Origin of the sequence: Flavobacterium sp. XN-5, from assembly GCF_008033395.2 — a bacterium.
GTDB lineage: Bacteria > Bacteroidota > Bacteroidia > Flavobacteriales > Flavobacteriaceae > Flavobacterium > Flavobacterium hiemivividum.
This window is the reverse complement of record NZ_VOGZ02000001.1, coordinates 1167305-1188451: the sequence shown is the minus strand read 5'-3', so window position 1 is coordinate 1188451 and position 21147 is coordinate 1167305. Positions and strand designations below refer to the sequence as shown.

21 protein-coding genes are annotated in these 21147 nt (G+C 35.4%); 8 read left to right on the top strand and 13 right to left on the bottom strand.

Annotation, left to right across the window (positions count from 1 at the left end):
* Window positions 1-221 precede the first annotated feature (221 nt).
* Window positions 222-584, bottom strand: a complete 363-nt coding sequence (locus tag FQU23_RS05230) for an RNA recognition motif domain-containing protein (protein WP_035668600.1) — start codon at window positions 582-584, stop codon at window positions 222-224.
* A 197-nt stretch (window positions 585-781) separates the two neighbouring features.
* The gene (locus FQU23_RS05225; RefSeq protein WP_147672902.1) at window positions 782-1261 is read right to left on the bottom strand and encodes a DUF6252 family protein; all 480 of its coding nucleotides are present in this window, start codon (window positions 1259-1261) and stop codon (window positions 782-784) included.
* Between the two features lie 200 nt (window positions 1262-1461).
* Between FQU23_RS05225 and FQU23_RS05220 the strand changes: the two genes are divergently transcribed.
* The 6 genes from FQU23_RS05220 to FQU23_RS05195 all read left to right on the top strand — a co-directional run bounded on the left by FQU23_RS05220 (window position 1462) and on the right by FQU23_RS05195 (window position 6511).
* Window positions 1462-2022: a 30S ribosomal protein S16 gene (locus tag FQU23_RS05220; protein WP_132109979.1), complete on the top strand. Its 561-nt coding sequence runs from the start codon at window positions 1462-1464 to the stop codon at window positions 2020-2022.
* A 14-nt stretch (window positions 2023-2036) separates the two neighbouring features.
* The gene (rimM, locus tag FQU23_RS05215) at window positions 2037-2561 is read left to right on the top strand and encodes a ribosome maturation factor RimM (protein ID WP_132109977.1); all 525 of its coding nucleotides are present in this window, start codon (window positions 2037-2039) and stop codon (window positions 2559-2561) included.
* Window positions 2562-2619: 58 nt separating this feature from the next.
* Window positions 2620-3327, top strand: coding sequence for a tRNA1(Val) (adenine(37)-N6)-methyltransferase (locus FQU23_RS05210; RefSeq protein WP_147672901.1), 708 nt, complete (start codon window positions 2620-2622; stop codon window positions 3325-3327).
* Between the two features lie 291 nt (window positions 3328-3618).
* Window positions 3619-4797 carry an acyl-CoA dehydrogenase family protein gene (locus tag FQU23_RS05205; RefSeq protein ID WP_147672900.1) on the top strand — a complete coding sequence of 393 codons (1179 nt, stop codon included), beginning with the start codon at window positions 3619-3621 and terminating at the stop codon, window positions 4795-4797.
* Window positions 4798-4891: 94 nt separating this feature from the next.
* Window positions 4892-5674 carry a DUF3050 domain-containing protein gene (locus tag FQU23_RS05200; RefSeq protein ID WP_147672899.1) on the top strand — a complete coding sequence of 261 codons (783 nt, stop codon included), beginning with the start codon at window positions 4892-4894 and terminating at the stop codon, window positions 5672-5674.
* 69 nt (window positions 5675-5743) lie between these two features.
* On the top strand, window positions 5744-6511 hold the full coding sequence (locus tag FQU23_RS05195; protein ID WP_147672898.1) for an SGNH/GDSL hydrolase family protein: 768 nt from the start codon (window positions 5744-5746) through the stop codon (window positions 6509-6511).
* 33 nt (window positions 6512-6544) lie between these two features.
* Here FQU23_RS05195 and FQU23_RS05190 read toward each other — a convergent pair whose 3' ends face one another.
* The 7 genes from FQU23_RS05190 to FQU23_RS05160 form a co-directional block, all read right to left on the bottom strand.
* Window positions 6545-6862 carry a 2Fe-2S iron-sulfur cluster-binding protein gene (locus tag FQU23_RS05190; RefSeq protein ID WP_147672897.1) on the bottom strand — a complete coding sequence of 106 codons (318 nt, stop codon included), beginning with the start codon at window positions 6860-6862 and terminating at the stop codon, window positions 6545-6547.
* Between the two features lie 206 nt (window positions 6863-7068).
* On the bottom strand, window positions 7069-7308 hold the full coding sequence (locus tag FQU23_RS05185) for a NifU family protein (protein WP_147672896.1): 240 nt from the start codon (window positions 7306-7308) through the stop codon (window positions 7069-7071).
* A 44-nt stretch (window positions 7309-7352) separates the two neighbouring features.
* Window positions 7353-8489 (bottom strand): Mrp/NBP35 family ATP-binding protein, encoded by a 1137-nt coding sequence (locus FQU23_RS05180; protein ID WP_165425728.1) that lies wholly within the window; start codon window positions 8487-8489, stop codon window positions 7353-7355.
* 205 nt (window positions 8490-8694) lie between these two features.
* Window positions 8695-9021 carry an MGMT family protein gene (locus FQU23_RS05175; protein ID WP_147672894.1) on the bottom strand — a complete coding sequence of 109 codons (327 nt, stop codon included), beginning with the start codon at window positions 9019-9021 and terminating at the stop codon, window positions 8695-8697.
* A gap of 47 nt (window positions 9022-9068) precedes the next feature.
* Window positions 9069-9704, bottom strand: a complete 636-nt coding sequence (locus tag FQU23_RS05170) for a LysE family transporter (RefSeq protein ID WP_147672893.1) — start codon at window positions 9702-9704, stop codon at window positions 9069-9071.
* Window positions 9705-9757: 53 nt separating this feature from the next.
* Entirely contained in the window at window positions 9758-10435 is a 678-nt protein-coding gene (trmB, locus tag FQU23_RS05165) for a tRNA (guanosine(46)-N7)-methyltransferase TrmB (RefSeq protein ID WP_147672892.1), read from the bottom strand.
* Between the two features lie 121 nt (window positions 10436-10556).
* Window positions 10557-11066, bottom strand: a complete 510-nt coding sequence (locus FQU23_RS05160) for a nuclear transport factor 2 family protein (protein ID WP_147672891.1) — start codon at window positions 11064-11066, stop codon at window positions 10557-10559.
* A 162-nt stretch (window positions 11067-11228) separates the two neighbouring features.
* On the opposite strand from FQU23_RS05160, the gene FQU23_RS16350 reads away from it, so the two are divergent.
* Window positions 11229-12833: a murein L,D-transpeptidase gene (locus FQU23_RS16350; protein WP_147672890.1), complete on the top strand. Its 1605-nt coding sequence runs from the start codon at window positions 11229-11231 to the stop codon at window positions 12831-12833.
* 129 nt (window positions 12834-12962) lie between these two features.
* A complete protein-coding gene (locus FQU23_RS05150) occupies window positions 12963-14531 on the top strand; it encodes a murein L,D-transpeptidase (RefSeq protein ID WP_147672889.1) in 1569 nt (522 codons plus the stop codon).
* Between the two features lie 282 nt (window positions 14532-14813).
* On the opposite strand, the gene FQU23_RS05145 is transcribed toward FQU23_RS05150, so the two are convergent.
* The 4 genes from FQU23_RS05145 to FQU23_RS05130 all read right to left on the bottom strand — a co-directional run bounded on the left by FQU23_RS05145 (window position 14814) and on the right by FQU23_RS05130 (window position 20987).
* Complete coding sequence (locus tag FQU23_RS05145) at window positions 14814-16904, bottom strand: prolyl oligopeptidase family serine peptidase (protein WP_245181071.1); 2091 nt, start codon at window positions 16902-16904, stop codon at window positions 14814-14816.
* A gap of 122 nt (window positions 16905-17026) precedes the next feature.
* Window positions 17027-19264 (bottom strand): TonB-dependent receptor, encoded by a 2238-nt coding sequence (locus FQU23_RS05140; protein WP_147672887.1) that lies wholly within the window; start codon window positions 19262-19264, stop codon window positions 17027-17029.
* A gap of 223 nt (window positions 19265-19487) precedes the next feature.
* Window positions 19488-19838: a hypothetical protein gene (locus FQU23_RS05135; RefSeq protein WP_147672885.1), complete on the bottom strand. Its 351-nt coding sequence runs from the start codon at window positions 19836-19838 to the stop codon at window positions 19488-19490.
* Between the two features lie 159 nt (window positions 19839-19997).
* Window positions 19998-20987, bottom strand: a complete 990-nt coding sequence (locus FQU23_RS05130) for an aspartate-semialdehyde dehydrogenase (RefSeq protein ID WP_147672883.1) — start codon at window positions 20985-20987, stop codon at window positions 19998-20000.
* Between the last annotated feature and the right edge of the window lie 160 nt (window positions 20988-21147).

The following is a 21147-nucleotide window of genomic DNA, read 5'->3' as shown; positions in this document are numbered from 1 at the left end:
ATATTCTCTACGATTAATTAGCACGTCCAAGCTGTACTATAATTCCTGTAAATAAAACTCTGCGAATCTCTGTGATCCCTTAGCGCATTCTTTGCGAAACAATTATTCAAATAGATCCTTCTTGATATTTTTATAATAGCTTTCGCTCTAAACGGATTATACCAAATAAAAAAGGTGCCAATTTACATTGACACCTTTTTATATAGTTGTAGAAAAAAATATTAATATCCTCCTCTGTTTCCACCACCACGGTTATCTCCACCACGGCTGTTTCCACCACCGTAACCACCGCGTGAATCTCCACCACGACTGTTATTGTTAAAACTTCTTCTTTCTCCTTCTGGTTTTGGCTCAGATTTGTTAACTACAATTGCACGTCCTTGAACAGTTGCACCGTTCAATTCATCAATCGCTTTTTGAGCTTCATCATCATTTGTCATTTCAACAAAACCGAATCCTTTACTTCTTCCAGTAAATTTATCAGTAATAATTTTTACAGAATCAACTGCACCGTAAGCCTCGAAAGACTCTCTTAAATCTGCTTCCTCAATACTGAATGGAAGGCTTCCAACAAAAATATTCATATGTACTTATTTATAATATGCAACAAATATAGTTATATTAATTTATAACACACTATAAATTAGCTTATTTCTGTTTTTATTATGACTTAAAGAACAAAAAAAATCTCCTAAAACATTCCACGCAAGTGGTTAACACCAAGATACTTTCGATTTAAACAAGAATCACTTTATTGGTGCCAACCTAAAACAAACCCTACTTACGGAACAGTTAGTTCCACTGGAACCTTATAAAAAACCCCATTCTGAAAATTCAAAACAGGATCCGCCGCCGAGTTACTATCTGTATTTTTCGCATTAAATTTAAAAGTTCCTGATATGGTATTGTTCACATCATCATACTTACTAATTATAATTTCACCATCTCCTATATTGATACCAGTACTATAAGTAATTTTATCAGCATCTTGCGTCATAACAAAAACAGCAGTTTTCGAATTACTAGTTCCTAAAGGATAATTTTGCTCTTTCGTAGAAGTTGTTTTTAAAGTCAATATATCATAGCCAGTATAAGCCTCAATTACTACAGATCCATTAGGTCCCAATGTCGCTTTGAAATCTAAAGCCCTCCAAAACACATTGTTTTTCATTCCTTGAATGGAAGGATTATTAAACCTAACATCTTCCTCGCAGGAAACAATAGAAAAAAGCACGACTATATATAGGACAAAATTTTTCATAAAACCTTCTTTTATACAAACAAAAATAAGCTATTAATGATTAATACACAGCACTTCACACAAAAAATGGACTCAAAAATCATGCTTACAACGTTACCCTTCATTAAAATACAATTCAAATTAGTACTTATCAATAAAAAATGTATCTTTGCACCCTTAATTAACAGAGGTCGAGTACCTCAAAATTTAATCACACGATTATGTCAGTAAAAATTAGATTACAAAGACACGGTAAAAAAGGAAAACCTTTTTACTGGGTTGTAGCAGCTGATGCTCGCTCAAAAAGAGACGGTAAATACTTAGAGAAAATCGGTACTTACAATCCTAACACTAACCCAGCAACTATCGATTTAAACCTTGATAGTGCAGTTAAATGGTTGCACAATGGTGCTCAACCAACTGAAACTGCTAAAGCAATTCTTTCTTACAAAGGAGCTTTATTGAAACATCACCTTGATGGTGGTATTCGTAAAGGTGCCTTAACTCAAGAGCAAGCTGATGCAAAATTAGCTACTTGGTTAGAAGCTAAAACTGGAACAGTTGACGCTAAGAAAGACGGTTTAACTAAAGCGCAAGCTGATGTTAAAGCTAAAGCTTTCAAAGCAGAACAAGATGTAAACGCAAAACGTTTAGCTGCTGCAGCTAAAGCTGAAGCGGATGCTATTGCTGCTGCTGCTCCTGCTGAAGAAGTTGCTGAAGTTGAAGCTTCAACTGAAGAAACTCCTGCTGCAGAAGAAAACAACGAAGAAACTCAAGCATAAATTTATAAGCGAAGATGCGTAAAGAAGATTGTTTCTATTTAGGTAAAATCGCCAAAAAATTTAGTTTTAAAGGGGAAGTACTTGCCTATTTAGACACGGACGAACCAGAGCTATACGAAAACTTGGAATCAGTGTTTGTTGAATGCAACAAACACTTGATTCCTTTTTTTATTGAAAATAGCTCCTTGCATAAAAACGATTTCCTACGAATTCGTTTTGAAGACATGAATACCGAAGAAGAAGCAGATGCCATTATGGGCAACGACATCTATCTTCCATTAAAGATGTTACCAAAACTTACAGGTAACAAATTCTACTATCACGAAGTTATTGGTTTTGAAGTTGAAGACAAACGCCTAGGTGTTGTTGGTAAAATCGAATCTATAAATGACACCACCGCGCAACCTCTTTTCGAAGTATTAAACGGTGAAGTAGAAATCCTTATTCCAATGATTGACCATTTCCTTGTCAAAATTGACCGTGAAAACAAAAAAGTGATCATGGATTTACCGGAAGGCTTAATCGAGATGTACCTTTAAAAGGAAGTAATCATTGATCAGTTTCTCTACATACACAATTTGTTAAACTACAATCATTTTGTTTCAATTTAAAAATTTCCTCATAAACCAAGATCGTTGTGCCATGAAAGTTGGAACAGATGGTGTATTATTAGGTGCTTGGACTCCTATTGAGAACAATCCCTTTAACATACTTGACATTGGCGCTGGAACGGGAATAATTGCATTAATGCTAGCACAACGTAGTAATGCCGAACAAATTGATGCCTTAGAAATTAACGAAAACGCTTACGAACAAGCGGTCGATAATTTTGAAAACTCCGCTTGGAGTGATCGATTATTTTGCTTTCATGCTGGCTTAGATGAATTTGTCGAAGAACCAGAAGACGAATACGATCTAATTATTTCTAATCCCCCATTTTATTCTGAAGATTATAAAACAGAATGTGACCAAAGAGATTTAGCTCGCTTTCAAGACGCTATGCCATTTGAAGATTTGATTGAAGCGGCAGCTTTATTACTTTCTGAAAACGGTATTTTCTCTGTAATTATTCCATTCAAAGAGGAAGAAAAATTTTTAGCTCTAGCTTTTCAATACGAATTATATCCCATAAAAATCACACGAGTAAAAGGAACACCAACTTCAGAAATCAAGCGCAGTCTATTGGCTTTTAGCCAAAATGCAATTGAAACAGTCCCTACTGATGAGTTAATCATCGAAATCGCAAGACACGTCTATACTACAGAATATATCGAATTGACAAAGGATTTTTATTTGAAAATGTAAACTGAAATACCTTTTCGATAAGAAGACTGCACATTGGAATACTTATCCTCTTCGCAGAATTTCTTTCTTCAAAATCAAATTGAAGCTCAAATTACTTATCGCACCAAATACGAATCGCACTCACTATTTCTACAAATATTTTAAATTATAACATTTACTGTTGGTTTTGTTATATTTCTTTGTTTAAATTTGTGATGTAAAAACAACCAATCAAGCAATTAACCTTAATTTTATTCTTCTAGAAGAATAAAAATTATTTCCTACTGCGATACTATTATAAAAAGACTCAATATGAAACCAGATTTATTTCAATCACCAGACTACTACAACCTAGATGATTTACTAACAGACGAACATAAATTAGTTCGCGATTCTGCTCGTGCGTGGGTAAAACGTGAAGTCTCTCCTATCATAGAAGAATATGCTCAAAGAGCCGAATTCCCGAAACAAATCATTAAAGGTTTGGCTGAAATTGGTGGTTTTGGCCCATATATTCCAGAAGAATATGGTGGAGCCGGATTAGACCAAATCTCATACGGCTTAATCATGCAAGAAATTGAGCGCGGAGATTCTGGCGTACGTTCTACTTCTTCTGTTCAATCTTCTTTGGTTATGTACCCTATTTGGAAATATGGAAATGAAGAACAACGCATGAAATATTTACCAAAACTTGCAACGGGCGAATTCATTGGATGCTTTGGACTGACAGAACCTAACTATGGCTCTGACCCTGGAAGCATGATTACCAACTTTAAAGATATGGGTGACCATTATCTACTGAATGGTGCCAAAATGTGGATCTCAAATGCTCCTTTTGCAGATATCGCGGTGGTGTGGGCAAAAAATGAAGACGGAAGAATTCACGGACTTATAGTAGAACGCGGAATGGAAGGTTTCACCACTCCAGAAACACATAACAAATGGTCACTGCGTGCTTCATCAACAGGAGAATTAATCTTTGACAATGTGAAAGTCCCAAAAGAAAATTTATTACCTAACAAATCTGGTCTTGGAGCCCCACTTGGATGCTTAGATTCGGCACGTTATGGAATTGCATGGGGAGCAATAGGAGCTGCAATGGACTGTTATGACACTGCACTTCGCTATGCCAAAGAACGAATTCAGTTTGACAAACCAATTGCTGGAACACAATTACAACAAAAGAAATTAGCCGAAATGATCACAGAGATCACTAAAGCACAATTACTAACTTGGAGACTAGGTGTATTGAGAAACGAAGGAAGAGCAACAACTGCTCAGATTTCTATGGCCAAAAGAAACAATGTAGACATGGCTATTAACATCGCTCGTGAGGCGAGACAAATATTAGGAGCAATGGGAATAATCGGTGATTACTCTATCATGCGTCATATGATGAATTTAGAGTCCGTAATCACTTATGAAGGAACCCACGACATCCATTTATTAATTACAGGAATGGATATTACAGGAATCCCTGCTTTTAAATAGAATTAAACGACTATTAAAGTATCTATAAAATTGATCGCAAAAGCTTCTTGGAAACAAGAAGCTTTTTTATATTTACAACAAAAAAACAAATCTGATGAACATTCAAAACATAAACAACGCGATCAACCCACAAAAAAAGATCTTGTTGCAACATCCCTTATATGCAAAAGTAAAAACTATCGAAGATTTACAATCTTTCTTAGAAAACCATGTATTTGCGGTTTGGGATTTTATGTCTTTACTAAAAGCATTACAATCTAAGCTAACCTGCACTACCACTCCTTGGTTTGCCACTGCAAATCCAGAAACAAGGTACTTAATCAACGAAATTGTATTAGCAGAAGAATCTGATTTAACACTTGATGGACGCAGACAAAGTCACTACGAAATGTACATCGAAGCCATGAAAGACTGTGGCGCAAGCACCCTAGAGATTGAAAATTTCATCGCCGAAATAAATTCGTTACAAAATATCTTTGTTGCTATCAAGACCAGCAATTTACATCCCAACATTAAAGCATTTCTAGATTTTACTTTTAGAGTTATCGAACAAGGGAAACCACATGAAATTGCAGCTGCATTCACCTTTGGAAGAGAAGACCTAATTCCGAGTATGTTTACAGCAATTCTAAAAAATTTCGAAGCTAATTTTCCAGATACTGATTTAAGTAAATTAATTTATTACTTCGAAAGACATATCGAATTAGATGCTGATGAGCACGGACCAATGGCCATGAAGATGATTACTGAGCTATGTGGCGAGGATGCTCAAAAATGGACAGAGGTCGAAGAAATTTCAGTGATGGCTTTAGACAAAAGAATTGGTCTTTGGGATGCTATCGAAGAAACCATTACGATGAAAATCGAGATGGCGTAATACTTTTCAATCCACTGCTACTGGATTTTCGTACGTACTATTACAATTGATTACCAATATTGTACCGATATGAAAAACCAAATCACAATAGTTGCTATTTTAGTAGTGTTTATTGTTAGTTGTAGTACCGAAAGTCCAGTTACTGCAACTGGAGTTCCACCAACTAGCCAGCAAAGTACTACCGATTCTGCTCCCGAATCAATTCCGATGGTACAAACCAGAGACAACCCAATACGTTATTTAGCGCTTGGCGACAGCTATACTATTGGACAAAGTGTTTGCGAAAGCTGTCGGTTTCCAGTGCAGTTACAACAAAGATTAGAAAACACAAATACAAAAAATAGTTTCTCTCTAAAAATTATTGCACAAACAGGATGGACGACTAGTGATTTAATTTCGGCGATTATCAGTCAGAATTTAATGCCAGACTATGATTTAGTTACCCTATTAATTGGGGTTAACAATCAATACCAACATAAACCTTTTTCTTTATTCGAAAAAGAATTCCCTGAATTAGTCAATAAAAGTATTGCACTTGCAGAAGGAAATAAAACAAACCTCATCGTAGTTTCGATTCCGGATTATGCCTATACTCCGTTTAGCCAAGGTTCCAGTTCTCCCGCTACTATTTCAGCAGAAATCGATAACTATAATACTTTCGCCAAAAACTACTGCGAAGCACGAAATATTCGATTTATAAATATCACCGATATCACACGAAAAGGACTTACAAATAAGAGTTTAGTAGCAAATGATGGCTTGCATCCTTCTGAAGAGGCCTATCGCTTATTTGTGGAGAGAATCGCTCCCAAAGCTGCTGCATCGCTTAATAAATAAAAAAGCGCCACATTTAATTGTGACGCTTTGTATTTAATTTTCTGGAGCCAGTTCTAACTCTAATCCTTCTAAACTTTCAGTAATTGGAATTTGGCATCCCAAACGACTATTTGGTTTAACATAAAATGCCTCTGAGAGCATCGCCTCTTCATCGTCTCCCATTTCAGGTAACGAAACATCATTAAGAACATAACATTGACAAGAAGCACACATTGCCATTCCTCCGCATGTTCCTTCCACAGGAAGTTCATACGCTTTACACAGCTCCATGATGTTCATGGCCATATCTGTGGGAGCTTGCAGTTCATGTACTACTCCTCCTCTGTCCTTAATTTTTATTAATACGTCCATTTCAGTTTTCAGTTTTCAGTACACATAGTACAACCTACCGTTGTAATCTTTGAGATACTTTATTTACAATTAATGTTTTTTTGAAATTGCCTTTTGATATTGATTTTTAATTGACTGCGTTTTAAAATTAAAAAGAGCACAGCCATTGGCTAAATGTTTAAAAAAACAATCCTCAATTTATCTTATAAAAGGCACACCAAAAGTATTTACAAGATGTTCACAACAGTTTCTATTTGTGGAGCAAACTTTTTAATAGTCGTTTCCACTCCAGCTCTCAATGTCATTTGGTTCACACTACAACTGGTGCAAGCGCCCTCCAGCCTCACTTTGACATGCTTCCCATCTTCAATTGAAATTAAAGTAATATCTCCACCGTCTGATTTCAAAAAAGGTCTGATTTCCTCAAGTGCTTTTTGAACTTCTGTTGTTAATTCTTCTATTGTCATTTTACTTTATTTAAAATATAAAAAGCAGTATATTTAATCTAATGTTATTTTTTAACTGCTGAACAGCCTGCCATTGTAGTGATCTTAACAACCTCTGAAGCAGGTAAATTTTCATTTCGTTTTACCGTTTCCTGTACAACATTGCGGGTAACTTCATCAAAAACGTTCTCCACTGCAGATGCGGTTTGCATAGCTGCTGGACGTCCGTAATCTCCTGCTTCACGAATTGATTGCACAATTGGAATTTCACCTAAGAATGGCACATCTAAGTCTGCCGCTAAGTTTTTAGCTCCTTCTTTTCCGAAAAGGTAATACTTGTTCTCAGGTAATTCTTCAGGTGTAAAGTAAGCCATGTTTTCGATTATTCCTAAAACAGGAACATTTATAGCCTCTGACATGAACATAGAAACTCCTTTCTTGGCATCAGCTAACGCTACGGCTTGCGGCGTACTTACTACTACAACTCCCGTTATTGGCAATGATTGAACGATAGAAAGGTGAATATCTCCAGTTCCTGGAGGCAAATCGATTAACATAAAATCTAGTTCACCCCAATCAGCATCAAAAATCATTTGGTTCAATGCTTTTGAAGCCATTGGTCCTCTCCAGATTACAGCCTGACTTGGCGCAGTAAAGAAACCAATCGATAGTATTTTCACTTCATAGCTCTCCACCGGTTTCATTTTAGATTTACCGTCAATAACTACAGAAATAGGTTTTTCATTTTCGACATCAAACATAATTGGCATTGAAGGACCGTAGATATCTGCGTCTAAAATACCAACACTGAATCCCATCTTAGCCAATGTTACCGCTAGATTTGCAGTAACTGTAGATTTCCCTACTCCCCCTTTACCAGAGGCAACAGCGATTATATTTTTTATTCCAGGAATAGCTTTTCCTTTAATTTGATTTGGATTTTCAGCTGCAGCAGCTTCCACTTTAGTATTTACTTTAACTTTAGCTTCTGGAGAAACTAAATCGTGAATCGTTTTCTTGATATCGTCTTCTGCTCGTTTCTTGATGTGCATCGCTGGTGTATGCAATACTAAATCAACTACAACCTCATCTCCAAAAGTGACTACATTTGCAACCGCTCCGCTTTCCACCATATTCTTTCCTTCTCCAGCAATAGTAATTGTTTCTAAAGCTTTAAGAATTTCTTTTCTATCTAATTTCATTATAATTATCCTGTTTTCGATTGATATTTACAGTTGAAACCTTATTTTTATTTAGACTGATTTCAGGCCAGAAGTTTCGGGAGTAAAGATACTATGAAAAGTTCTTATTCTAAAGGAATTGGATTGGATTTATTGATATCGAAATTAATCATTGTTATTCTATTTAAAAGAGCATCAATTTTGAAAGCATCTAGCTAATAGAAAATTAACTCTCCACTTCTGGCTCCCAAAAAATTTTATCGAAATCAATAATCTGATTATCCACTACAACTATACCTTCACTTTCTAATAATTGCTGCATGAGATTAGTACCGTCAAAATGGAATTTTCCAGTTAGCAATCCTTTTCTGTTTACTACACGATGTGCAGGAACGTCATCCATACTGTGAGATGCATTCATTGCCCAACCGACCATTCTCGCTGAGCGTGCTGCGCCTAAAGCTTTTGCAATAGCGCCATAAGAAGTTACTCTCCCGTAAGGAATTTGTCTTGCGACCGCATAAACCCTTTCGAAAAAATTCTCATTTGACATCATTTTAATTTAAAAATGGAAAAGCAATCCAACAACTACCCGACAAACTATCGCAAATAATACTTAATAATATTAAATAGCGTAACAATCGAAATTAACCCTGTAATACTACCAATGATGCGGTTCATATTCTTCAAAAGATAATCGGCTTTGTTTTCTATTTTTTGAAAAAAGGCAATATAAAAGTAAAACACAAGCGTGGATCCTAAAACCGATCCAATAACAAAACTAAGAATCGAGCTCGAATTAAAAGAAAAAATTTGATAAGAAGATAATGTTATACTTACAAAAACGTAGTAAGGAATTGGGAAGAAATTAAGGGACGAGAGCAGCATTCCCAGGAAAAAACGTTTCTTTTTGCTGATTTTTTTAACTTTGGTTTTCTTAATTTTTGGATCTTTAGCAATCCACAAAAAATAAACCGTCAAAGCCCCAAATAAAGCGAAGCCTATTTCCCGCAATAAAACGACAATATCTGGCCTGATATCGATTACTCGAGCAAAAAGTATCGCCAAATAGACTTGGCAAAAAATAATTATTATCGCACCAAAAACAAACCAAAAAGCATTTCTCCTCCCTTCTTTTAAGTTCACTTTGGCTGCTGTCATGTTGAGTAATCCTGGCGGAGTAATCCCTATTAAAGCAGTTATAAAACCGGAAAGTAAAGAAATAATTAGATTCATAATCAGTGCGTCAGCATTCACAAAAGACAATCAATTCAAACTTAAAAAAACAATTATTCTTTAATTTTGAATCTAATATACGTAATTGCTTTGTTAACTTCCAAATATTGCTTCTCGTAGAACGTCTGAAAAGCAGTCACTTCCTCTGGGCTTCCTTCGTTAACATATACATTGTGGTTTGCATATAAAACTTCATGGCCTTCACCGTGAAGTAAACCTAGTGTGTACCCATGCATGAATTCACTGTCGGTTTTCAAATTGACAACACCGTCTTTTTTAAGGATTTTTTTATACAATTGTAAAAACTCCGAATTCGTCATTCTGTGCTTTGTACGCTTGTATTTTATTTGAGGATCTGGAAAAGTAATCCAGATTTCATCCACTTCATTTTCGGCAAAAATATGATTGATTAATTCGATTTGAGTTCGAATAAAAGCAACATTGTGCAATCCTGATTCCACGGCAGTCTTAGCACCTCGCCAAAAACGAGCCCCTTTAATATCTATTCCGATGAAATTTTTATTAGGATATCTTTCAGCAAGTCCAACAGAATATTCCCCTTTACCACAACCTAACTCCAAGACTACTGGATTGTCATTCTTAAAGAAATCGCTGTTCCACTTCCCTTTTAAAGGAAATAAATCACCCACTACTTCTTCTCTTGTTGGTTGAAAAACATTGGTAAATGTTTCGTTTTCCCTGAACCTCTTTAATTTATTTTTGCTTCCCACGATTTTTCAAATATTTTTGCAAAATTAAGGAAATATATAAGACCGAAGACGCAACCAAAGAAAAATTAATTCCAAACCAAGTGTACCTTCGATAAAACCGTTCTTTTACCTAAAAATTTGGCTATTTAATTGACTTCTTATAACCTAAAATTAACCGGTCCTCTATGGGAGCCTTGATTTCGATTACTGCTTTCACATTATCATTAGGAATCGTCATTGATAAAACATAGTGCTTAATTTTCCATTCGCCATCTATCTTTACTAACACTCCAGAACCTCTACAAACCTTCATTTGTGTATTAAGAAGTTCATCAAACCATGCGGTTTTTTTAGTTTTATCGAAATATACATGACGTTCTAAAGCTGTAAAACTCCATGCTTTCCCTTTATCAAAATGAGGTTTAGCATAAGCCTGAAAAGCGGTTTTTTTCCAATTTTCAGTTGCATCAGTACCAATAAAAATGGCATCGTCCGTCATCATGTTAAAATAAGAATCAAACTGCGCTTCCGCTGCGGCTTTATGCCAAGAATCCATTAGTGTATTAATTGGCGTTTCATCTGAAGCAATCGTTTCTTTAATCGATTTACAGGAAACGACAGCTAGAATGAGGACAAGGAGTAATTTTTTCATAAGATTCCTTTTTCGATAAAAATATAAAATCTTTTACTCTTTCGAAGAAAAAACTGAACAACCGAATTAAACAACTCAAAAACAAACCAATATATACTACTACATCTCCAATAATTTTCTAAAAAGAACGGAATTTTTTATCTTTATAGAAATGATTGTGCCGTGAAAAACTCTTTTTTATCCCTTGCCGCTGTTTTATGTAGTTGTTCCATTTTCGCTTACAATAATTACGGAAATGATACTATTACTGCAAAAGCATTTTCTACTGCCCAAATTTTTCAAAAAACTCCTATCCGAAAATCAATAATTCCCATTGACATAGCAGCTATTAATGTTTTTTTCTCGAAATATCCCGATTTAAAAAACTACCAATCTGAGGTTAAGGCATTATATAAATACAAAGACTACAATTCAATTTGGTATAATGAAAAAGGACTTATTGGATTTGCAGAACTTTTGTATTCTAAAGCAAATGCCTTAGAGGAAGAAGGCTTGAAGTACAGTATTTCGTATTCCCCCTTAATCGATGGAATATTCGAAAGAAAGAATACATTTTCTAAAACTGACACAGACATCCTACTGAGCACGCTATATGTTTTTTATGCCAAGAAAGTCTTCTACGGAATAGACGTTGCTAAAACCAATGAAATAGGATGGTTTTTGCTTAGAAAAAATATTTCTTATGAAAGACTTTTAGATTCTCTTTTAACAGAACCGCAATTAGTACAAAAGAACGAAAAACAACTATTTGGTCAATATTACAAACTTCGCGAAGTCTTAAAAAAATATAGAGCCATAGCGCAAAGTGGTGATTGGGGAATTATCGAAATCGATCCTACAAGAGAATACTACAACCACAACGATAGCTCAAAAACCATTGGCCAAATCAGGCATCGCCTTGCAGTAATGGGAGATCTAAAACAGGATTCTAAAAGCAATATTTATGACCAGGAATTAATGGCGGGCATCATGAAATTCAAAAAAAGAAATGGTTACAAAGCCAATACAATACTTTCTAAATGGCAGCTGGAAAGAATGAACACGCCAATAGAAAAACACATAAATACCATTAAGGTAAATATGGAACGCTGTCGATGGATTGACCCGAAGCTCCCTGCAGTCCCTGAATATATATTTATAAACATACCCGCCTTTAAACTCTACTATAATAGGAACGGCAAAACCGAACTTGAGTCGAATCTTTTAGTGGGGAAAAACATGACCGAAACTGTGGTTTTTAGTGGTGAAATCAGTTCCATTGTTTTTAGCCCCTACTGGAACGTTCCCCGTAGCATCATCGATGATGAAATTAAGCAGGCTATTTTTCAAGATCCAAATTATCTTGAATCTCATGACATGGAATGGAACAATGGAAATGTTATACAAAGGCCTGGCCTAAAAAACCCAATGGGGCTGGTTAAATTCATGTTCCCAAATTCGAATGATATTTATTTACACGACACCCCTTTTAAAAGCTTGTTTGAATTTGATTATCGTGCTTTTAGCCATGGTTGTATCAATATGGAAAAGGCGAAAGAACTCGCAATATTAATACTAGAGGATGATCCAAATTGGCCTGTCGCCAATATCAATGCCGCCATGAAAGGAGAGAAACAAACCATCCACATGCTGAAAAACAAGATTCCTGTATATATTGGCTATTTCACTGCCTGGGTTGATGATGATGGCGACATTAATTTTTATAATGATATCTACCAAAGAGATGACCGCTTAGCGGAGCTATTATTTTCTGATGATTCGAAATAAAATTACAGAAAAGATCACAAATTTATTCCTTTCCATTAATAATCAATTAAGAAGCCTAAGGAATTTTATAGTATTAATATTTAATGTATTTTAGCATTAGTAATCAATTAAAAGCACAATCCTACTACTATGAAAAAGTTGTCCAAATCGATTACATTTTTTTGTTTTCTGTTTTTGCTTACAAATGTATCGTGCAAGAAGAAAGACATTTCGCCAGAAGTCATTCCAGATATAATCAATACGACTTTTGATAGTACGCTAGTACAAACTTTTTTCGCTGAACATCCAAAGCTAGCAAAATACCAATCGGAAGTGGAACAACTGTACCGCCAACGTAAATTTCACTACATATGGTATGAAAATCACAGAGTAAACGAGTTTGGTAATGTACTGCACAACAAACTGAACAACCTTGCCGAAGAAGGCATTCAAGATACTGTTCCTTACAAAGAAAAACTAGATCGCCTTTATGAATATCTTGACCTAAATCAGAGACCAAAAATTCAAACCGAATTGCTACATTCAGCACTTTATTTTTTTTATGCAGACAAGGTTTATCACGGTTTAGACCCAAAAAAATCGACCGAAATGGAATGGTATCTTCCGCGAAATAAGCAATCGTATGTTAATTATCTCGATTCGCTTTTAGTCAACCCATCCTTAATAAATAAACGAGAAACAGGGGTACTTAGCCAATATTTTTTACTAAAAAAAGTACTAAAAGAATACCGTCAAATAGAAAAAAAAGGAGGCTGGAAAACGATCAATATTGATCCTAAAGTTAAGTCCTACAAACTTGGTGACAGCTCGGCTACAATTGTCCAAATTAGAGAACGCTTATTCATCTCGGGCGATTTGTCTAAGGATTCTAAAAGTGCAATCTATGATAAGGATCTGGCGAAAGGCGTTTTAAAATACCAAAAAAGAAGTGGCACAAATCCTAGTACCGACATTCTACCAAAACATATCTCAGACATGAACGTCACTGTTGGGGAACGCATAAAAACTCTTATTGTCAATATGGAACGCTGCCGATGGGTTTCCAATGATATTACCAAAGCAAAAGAACTAATTGCTATTAACATTCCCGCTTATCAATTAACGTTTTTCAGAGACGGAAAACCAGAACTTAGGTCGAATGTGGTAGTGGGAAAAGTCATGAATAAAACCGTGATTTTCAGCGCACCAATGAAATACATTGTGTTTAGCCCCTACTGGAATATCCCAAAGAGTATCTTAGAAAACGAAATCCTTCCCAGTATAGCAAAAAATCCAAATTATTTAGAAGAACACGACATGGAATGGCACGATGATTATGTGCGACAAAGACCAGGACCCACAAATTCATTGGGTTTGATCAAGTTTTTATTCCCAAATTCAAATGCGATTTATTTACACGACACTCCAGCAAAAAGTCTATTCAATAGAGAAGACAGAGCCTTTAGTCACGGTTGCATTCGAGTAGAAAAACCAGTAGAATTGGCAACTCTAATAATGAAGAATGACAGAAATTGGGACGAACAAAGGGTTAGAGAAGCTATGAACAAAGGAGAAGAAAAATGGTACACACTTAAAAATAAAATCCCGGTTTACATTGGTTACTTTACCGCTTGGGTCGATGATCAAGGAGAAATACATTTTTATGAGGATGTTTATAAAAGAGACGATCAATTAGCTTCTTTATTATTTGTAAAATAATTTTTAACTCTTCATAACCAGCAAACTTTCTAATTATTAATCGTTAGCAATAAATAGTTTTTCGAAAAAAAATAAAGTTTTATACCATTAATTACGAAGCGTTCAAAGTTTTTTCGACTATCGTCACTTCGATTATGAAACCTATAAAGAAGATTTATCTTAAAATAATAATTGATAAAAACATGTCTAAAGTTGTACTCTCCACTATTGCAAATACAAAACGCCAATCTCCCGATTGGCGTTTTGGTTAAAATAAAGAAGTCGTTTTTTATTAAATCTAAATTACTTCACTTCTGGCAAACTTTTTACACCCATATTATACAAAGTAAAAGCTTGAATATCCACGTTTTCCTGAATAGTCGCCGCTACAGATTTTCCTGCACCGTGACCTGCTTTTACGTCGATACGAATTAAAACAGGATTAGTACCCGCTTGTTTTTCCTGCAATTCAGCTGCAAATTTAAAACTGTGCGCTGGTACTACTCTATCGTCATGATCACCAGTAGTTACCATTGTTGCTGGATATTTCGTTCCTTTTTTAACATTGTGCACTGGCGAGTATCCTTTTAAATATTCGAACATTTCTTTGTTGTCCTGAGCCGTTCCATAATCATAAGCCCATCCTGCTCCTGCAGTAAAAGTGTGATAACGCAACATATCCATTACACCCACTGCCGGCAAAGCCACTTTCATCAGCTCTGGACGTTGAGTCATGGTAGCACCTACTAACAAACCTCCATTTGAACCACCGCGAATGGCAAGAAAATCAGAAGAAGTATACTTTTGAGCAATCAAATACTCTGCAGCGGCGATGAAATCATCAAATACATTTTGCTTTTGCATTTTAGTTCCTGCATCATGCCATTTTTTACCGTATTCACCACCACCACGCAAGTTAGGAACGGCATATACACCTCCGTTTTCCATCCAAACTGCATTAGCAATACTAAAACTCGGTGTTAAACTCACATTAAAACCTCCGTAAGCGTAAAGAATTGTTGGGTTTTTCCCGTCTAACTTCACTCCTTTTTTGTGAGTAATCATCATCGGCACTTTAGTTCCGTCTTTCGACGTATAAAACACTTGTTTTGATTCATATTCAGCACTTTTGAAATCTACTTTTGGTTGTTGGTAAACCGTAGACTTTCCTGCTTTTGGTTCGAATGAATAAATAGTCCCTGGCGTAATATAATTGGTAAAAGAATAATACAAGGTCTTATCTTTTTTCTTTCCTCCAAAACCACCAGCTGTTCCCAGTCCAGGTAATTTAATTTCACGAAGCATTTTTCCATTATAATCGTACTGTTTCACTACTGAAACCGCATCTTTCATGTAATTTGCAAAAATATAGCCACCACCCGTTGATGGAGACAATACATTTTCTGTTTCAGCGATAAAATCTTTCCAGTTCGCTGGCTTTGGATTATTCAAATCTACCGTAACGATACGTTTGTTAGGCGCATTTAAGTCCGTTTGTATAAACAACTTCGTTCCTTCACTATCAATAATATTATTATCGCTATTGAAATTATCTACGATTGTAACAATTGCACTATTAGGTTTCTTTAGATCTTTAATATACAACTCGTTCCCGTAAGTTGAAGTAGCCGCAGTAATCACTAAATAGTTATCATCCTCAGTTACGTAACCACCCACATATCTTCTTTTTTGGTCTGCACCAAAGATTACTTTATCTTCTTTTTGAGAAGTTCCCAGTTTGTGGAAATATAGCTTATGCTGGTCCGTTTTTGCAGATAATTCACTTCCTTTTGGTTTTTCATAACTTGAATAATAGAAACCTTCATTTCCTCTCCAAGATAATCCGCTGAATTTTACATCAATTAAAGTGTCTTCGATTATTTTTTTAGATAAAGCATCCATAATGATTACTTTTCTCCAATCACTTCCACCCTCTGAAATAGCATAAGCCACTTTTGAACCGTCTTTAGAAAAATCCAATCCACCTAAAGAAGTTGTTCCGTCTTTAGAAAAAGTATTTGGATCTAAGAAAACTTCTTCCTTACCAGCAGCGTCTTTTCGATACACTACTGATTGGTTTTGTAAACCATTGTTTTTAGAATAATAGGTATATTTTCCCTCCTTAGATGGAGCGCCTATTTTTTCATAATTCCATAATTTCTCCATGCGGTTTTTTATCGCATCTCTATAAGGAATTTGGTTTAAATAGCCGTAAGTCACTTCGTTTTCCGCTTTTACCCAAGTCGCTGTTTCAGCAGATCTATCGTCTTCTAGCCAACGGTATGGATCATTCACTTTTGTATCAAAGTACACATCCACTGTTTCTCCTTTTTTAGTTTGAGGATAGGAAATGGGGTTTTGCCCAAATGAACTTACTGTTGAAGTAATTGCCATAGCAAGAATTAGTTTTTTCATTAAAAATAATTTTAAGGTTAATACAAAAATAGGGAAATAGTCTGCATCTCCAAGCTCTTCTTAAAGAAGAGCTCTTGCCGAGACACAAAGACTGATAAAATTTATAAATTAAAATTAAGTCCAAGGACAATATTTCGGCCTATGTTAGGAATTCCGTCTGTTTTTAGTCTCGAAAGGTGTGCGATATAGCTTTTGTCAAACAAGTTATTTCCGTTCAGGTTCACATCAAAAACTATTTCTCCCAGTTTTACTGTTCCGCCAAAACCAAGATTAACCAAAGTATACCCATTTGAGCTTGTTTCAAAACCACTCACTTTATTTTGATTCAGAGTAGTGTTTACGCTTATTGAAGCAAAACCGTCTGCGAGCCAGTTTTTAATATCAAACTCAGTTCTAATGGTGTTATTCCAGTTGTTTGCCGGAATTAAAGGCAAATAGTCACTCCCGCCAGTTCGAGACTGCTTCTTACCAGTAACCGATTCAAAACTAGTTTCGTAATGCAACCAGTCTAATGGATGTGGGTGAAAATGCAATCCTATCTCACCACCATATAATCTGGCATCATCTTGAATGTATTCAAAAACGTCGTTAGCATCGATTTGTTCCCCCGTAGGAGAAGTATAAATATAATCGTTGATGTGGTTGTAAAAACCATTAACAAAAAACTCAAAATGACTGTTGCTGTATTCCAAATTTAAATCGGTTTGAATGTTCTGTTCTGTTTTTAAATTAGCTGTACCTATCTCATATCGATTGGTTCCATGATGTACCCCATTAGAAGTTAACTCTGCTAAATTTGGAGCTCTAAAACCAGTAGCAACGTTGACACGCATAGTCAGCGGTTCAGCTAGATTTGTTTTATAACCTAATGAAGCATTAAAACTATTGAATGATCTGTTTAGTGCGTCAAATTCTCCACCGTGATGCTCGTGTCCATCATGATCATCTGCCTCGTGAGCTAACGAATTGATATTACGACTATCAAAACGTAAACCAGCCTGAATTACATTAGATTTCCATTCGTAATTAACCATTCCAAAAACACCAAAATCATTTGTAGTAGCATCAGGAATTAAATATTCATCCCCTGAATTGGTATTGGTTTGATGCATTCCTTGCACTCCCAAAATAGTTTCAAACCTTCCAAATTGTGGTAAATAGTATTTTGCATTATAGTTGAACGTGTTTAAATCCATATCTAAAGAAGGATTATTACTTTCTTCAAACTCCTTTCGATTATTAGAAATATACCCTAAATCAACATCTATTTTCGAACTCTTTAAATAAAAAATAGAGTTAAGACTTAACAAATGATTAAAAACGCCTTGTCTTGGGAACTCAGTACTTTTAGTTGTTGTTTGTTCGGTTATTCCTTCTTCTGGAATTCCCAGATCTAAATTGTTATAATTATATCTCAAAACAGTTGAAAACTTCGAATTGCTGTAGCCAACTCCGGTTTTAAAATCTGTCTCATTGTAACGCGTATTCGTTACGCGATCACCACCAGAAATTCGATAATCAGAATGGGTATTATAACTACCACGAGTAAGGAATTTCCAGTGCTCAGTAGAGGTTTTTAAGCCCAATGACGAATTACTACCTAGAGTATTAGAAAACAATTTTTGACTGAAATTAGCTTGAAAAGTATGCGCATCAGCAAATTTCTCCGGATTAAAATACAAAACACCGCCTAAGGCATCTGAACCATAAAGCAATGAAGCTGGTCCTTTAATAACCTCAACACTTTCAATTCCTGAGTCATTCAAACCTAAACCATGCTCATCACCAAACTGCTGATTTTCTATACGAACTCCTTGTGAATAGACTAAAACGCGGTTGCCACTTAAACCACGAATGACTGGTTTCCCTATGGATGTTCCTGTCGAAACTTGAGAAACACCCGCGATAGTTGCAAGCCCTTCTATTAAAGTCGCTGTTCCCTTTTGCTGTAATTCCTTAATGGTTTCATGCTCTACCTTCATTACATTTTGTGATTGTATTTTATTGAAAGCAGTAGAAACAATTACTTCATCCATTTGAAAAACAGTTTCCTCCAGTTGTACGTCTAAGGTGTTTTCTTTTTGGATTCCTTCAATTTTTCGATTTTCAGTTATGAAACCTATATAACTGAAGATCAACTTTACTTTTCCATTAGGAAGGTTCGTCAAACTGTATTTTCCGTTGGCATCCGTTGTAGTACCCTTATGCAATTCAGGGGCATAGACAGACGCTCCCCTTACGGGCTGATTTGTCCTGTCTGTTATTATTCCCGAGACTGTATTTTGCGCTTGCAGCATTGCTGAAAACCCTAAAATTAGGGCGATTATATATTTTTTCATTAAAATGATTGTATGGATATTTAGAGATTCATCCTCTCAAAAACAATGTTATACGAACAATGTTATCCAAAAAAAACATCAAAGCCTCTATTGTAGTTGTAGCTTGAATTATTTTTTTGGGCACAAAGTATAGTATTAAACTATAGGAGAATGTTTAATTTGTAATTGTTTAAAATCAAAACAGTGAATTTGATTTTATTCTTCTTAAAAACAAAGAGTGATTTTAAGCCGTTAAAATAGGAGGACCTCTATGCGAATACAAACTACCTGAAAAAGACACAATTGCTTTTGCAGTTTTATAAAAATAAGGGGCGTGTTTGTAATTTGAAATGAGTTTACAAGCAAAGATTTCAGGAGTTACATAATTCCCAAAAGTAAAATGACACACTTTACAATCATCTAAATTATGATGTTGATGTGTTATTTCGGGCGTACCTTGACTGTACTTATGGTTACACTCTTTTTCAGAAAATTGCTTTTCAAAATGCTCGTAGCTATGAAACGACTGAAACAGTATTGAAAACAATACCGTCACGGCCAAAGAGAGACTAATTATAAGCTGCTTCTTTTTCATTCGATGCAAATGTAACAAAACATAAAAAAGAAAACCAGCTGTTTTAACAAAACTAATGAATTGTTGCAACAGATGGTTTAAATTTTTCAATTAGCCGATGCTAAAATGAACAGCCGCTAGTATTTCGACTTTAAGACTTTCGACTTTGTGACAATATGCTTAGACCAGTTTTGAAGCTACTAAGTATTCGGCAATTTGAATTGTATTTGTGGCAGCTCCTTTTCTTAAATTGTCGGCAACAATCCACATATTCAACGTGTTTGCTTGACTTTCGTCACGACGAATTCTACCTACAAAAACATCATCTTTTCCTTGCGCATACATTGGCATCGGGTAGGTATAAGTATCATTGTTGTCCTGCACTACAACTCCGTCTGTATGATGCAATATATTTTGAATGTCGGAGACCACAAAATCATTTGAAAACTCAACATTTACCGCTTCACTATGTCCACCTACAATTGGCACACGAACTGCAGTGGCCGTAACAGCAATTGTTTTATCGTCTAATATTTTTTGAGTCTCACGAACCAGTTTCATCTCTTCCTTAGTGTATCCATTTTCTTCGAATGAGTCACATTGTGGAATTGCATTTCTATGAATTGGGTATTTATACGCCATTTCACCTTGCACTCCTGCATACTCATTTTCCAATTGCTCTACTGCTTTTACTCCTGTTCCAGTAATGGACTGGTAAGTAGAAACGATCACACGCTTGATATTGTATTTTTTATGTAATGGTGCTAAAACTAAAACCATTTGGATTGTCGAACAGTTAGGATTTGCTATAATTTTATCTTCTTTTGTCAAAGAAGTCGCATTGATTTCAGGAACGATCAATTTTTTTGAAGGATCCATTCTCCACGCTGATGAGTTATCGATAACAGTTGTTCCAGCAGCAGCAAATTTTGGTGCCCATTCTAAAGAGGTTTCGCCACCTGCAGAAAACAAAGCAATATCTGCCTTCATGTCTACTGCGGTTTGCATTCCTACAACAGGATAACTCTTTCCTTTAAACTCAATTATTTTTCCCACTGATCTTTCAGAAGCAACAGGAATTAATTCAGTTACAGGGAAATTTCTCTCTGCTAACACTTTTAACATTACTTCGCCAACCATTCCGGTAGCACCAACAACTGCTATTCTCATAGTATATATTTATTATAGAATTCTTAATTTGAACAGCAAAAGTAAGTAATATTCAAATCATAACAAGGCGATTCACAATAAATAACAAATTGTTACAATTATAACAATAAAGAAAAACCACCCGCATTCGCGGATGGTTAAGTTAAACATATAGTGTAAG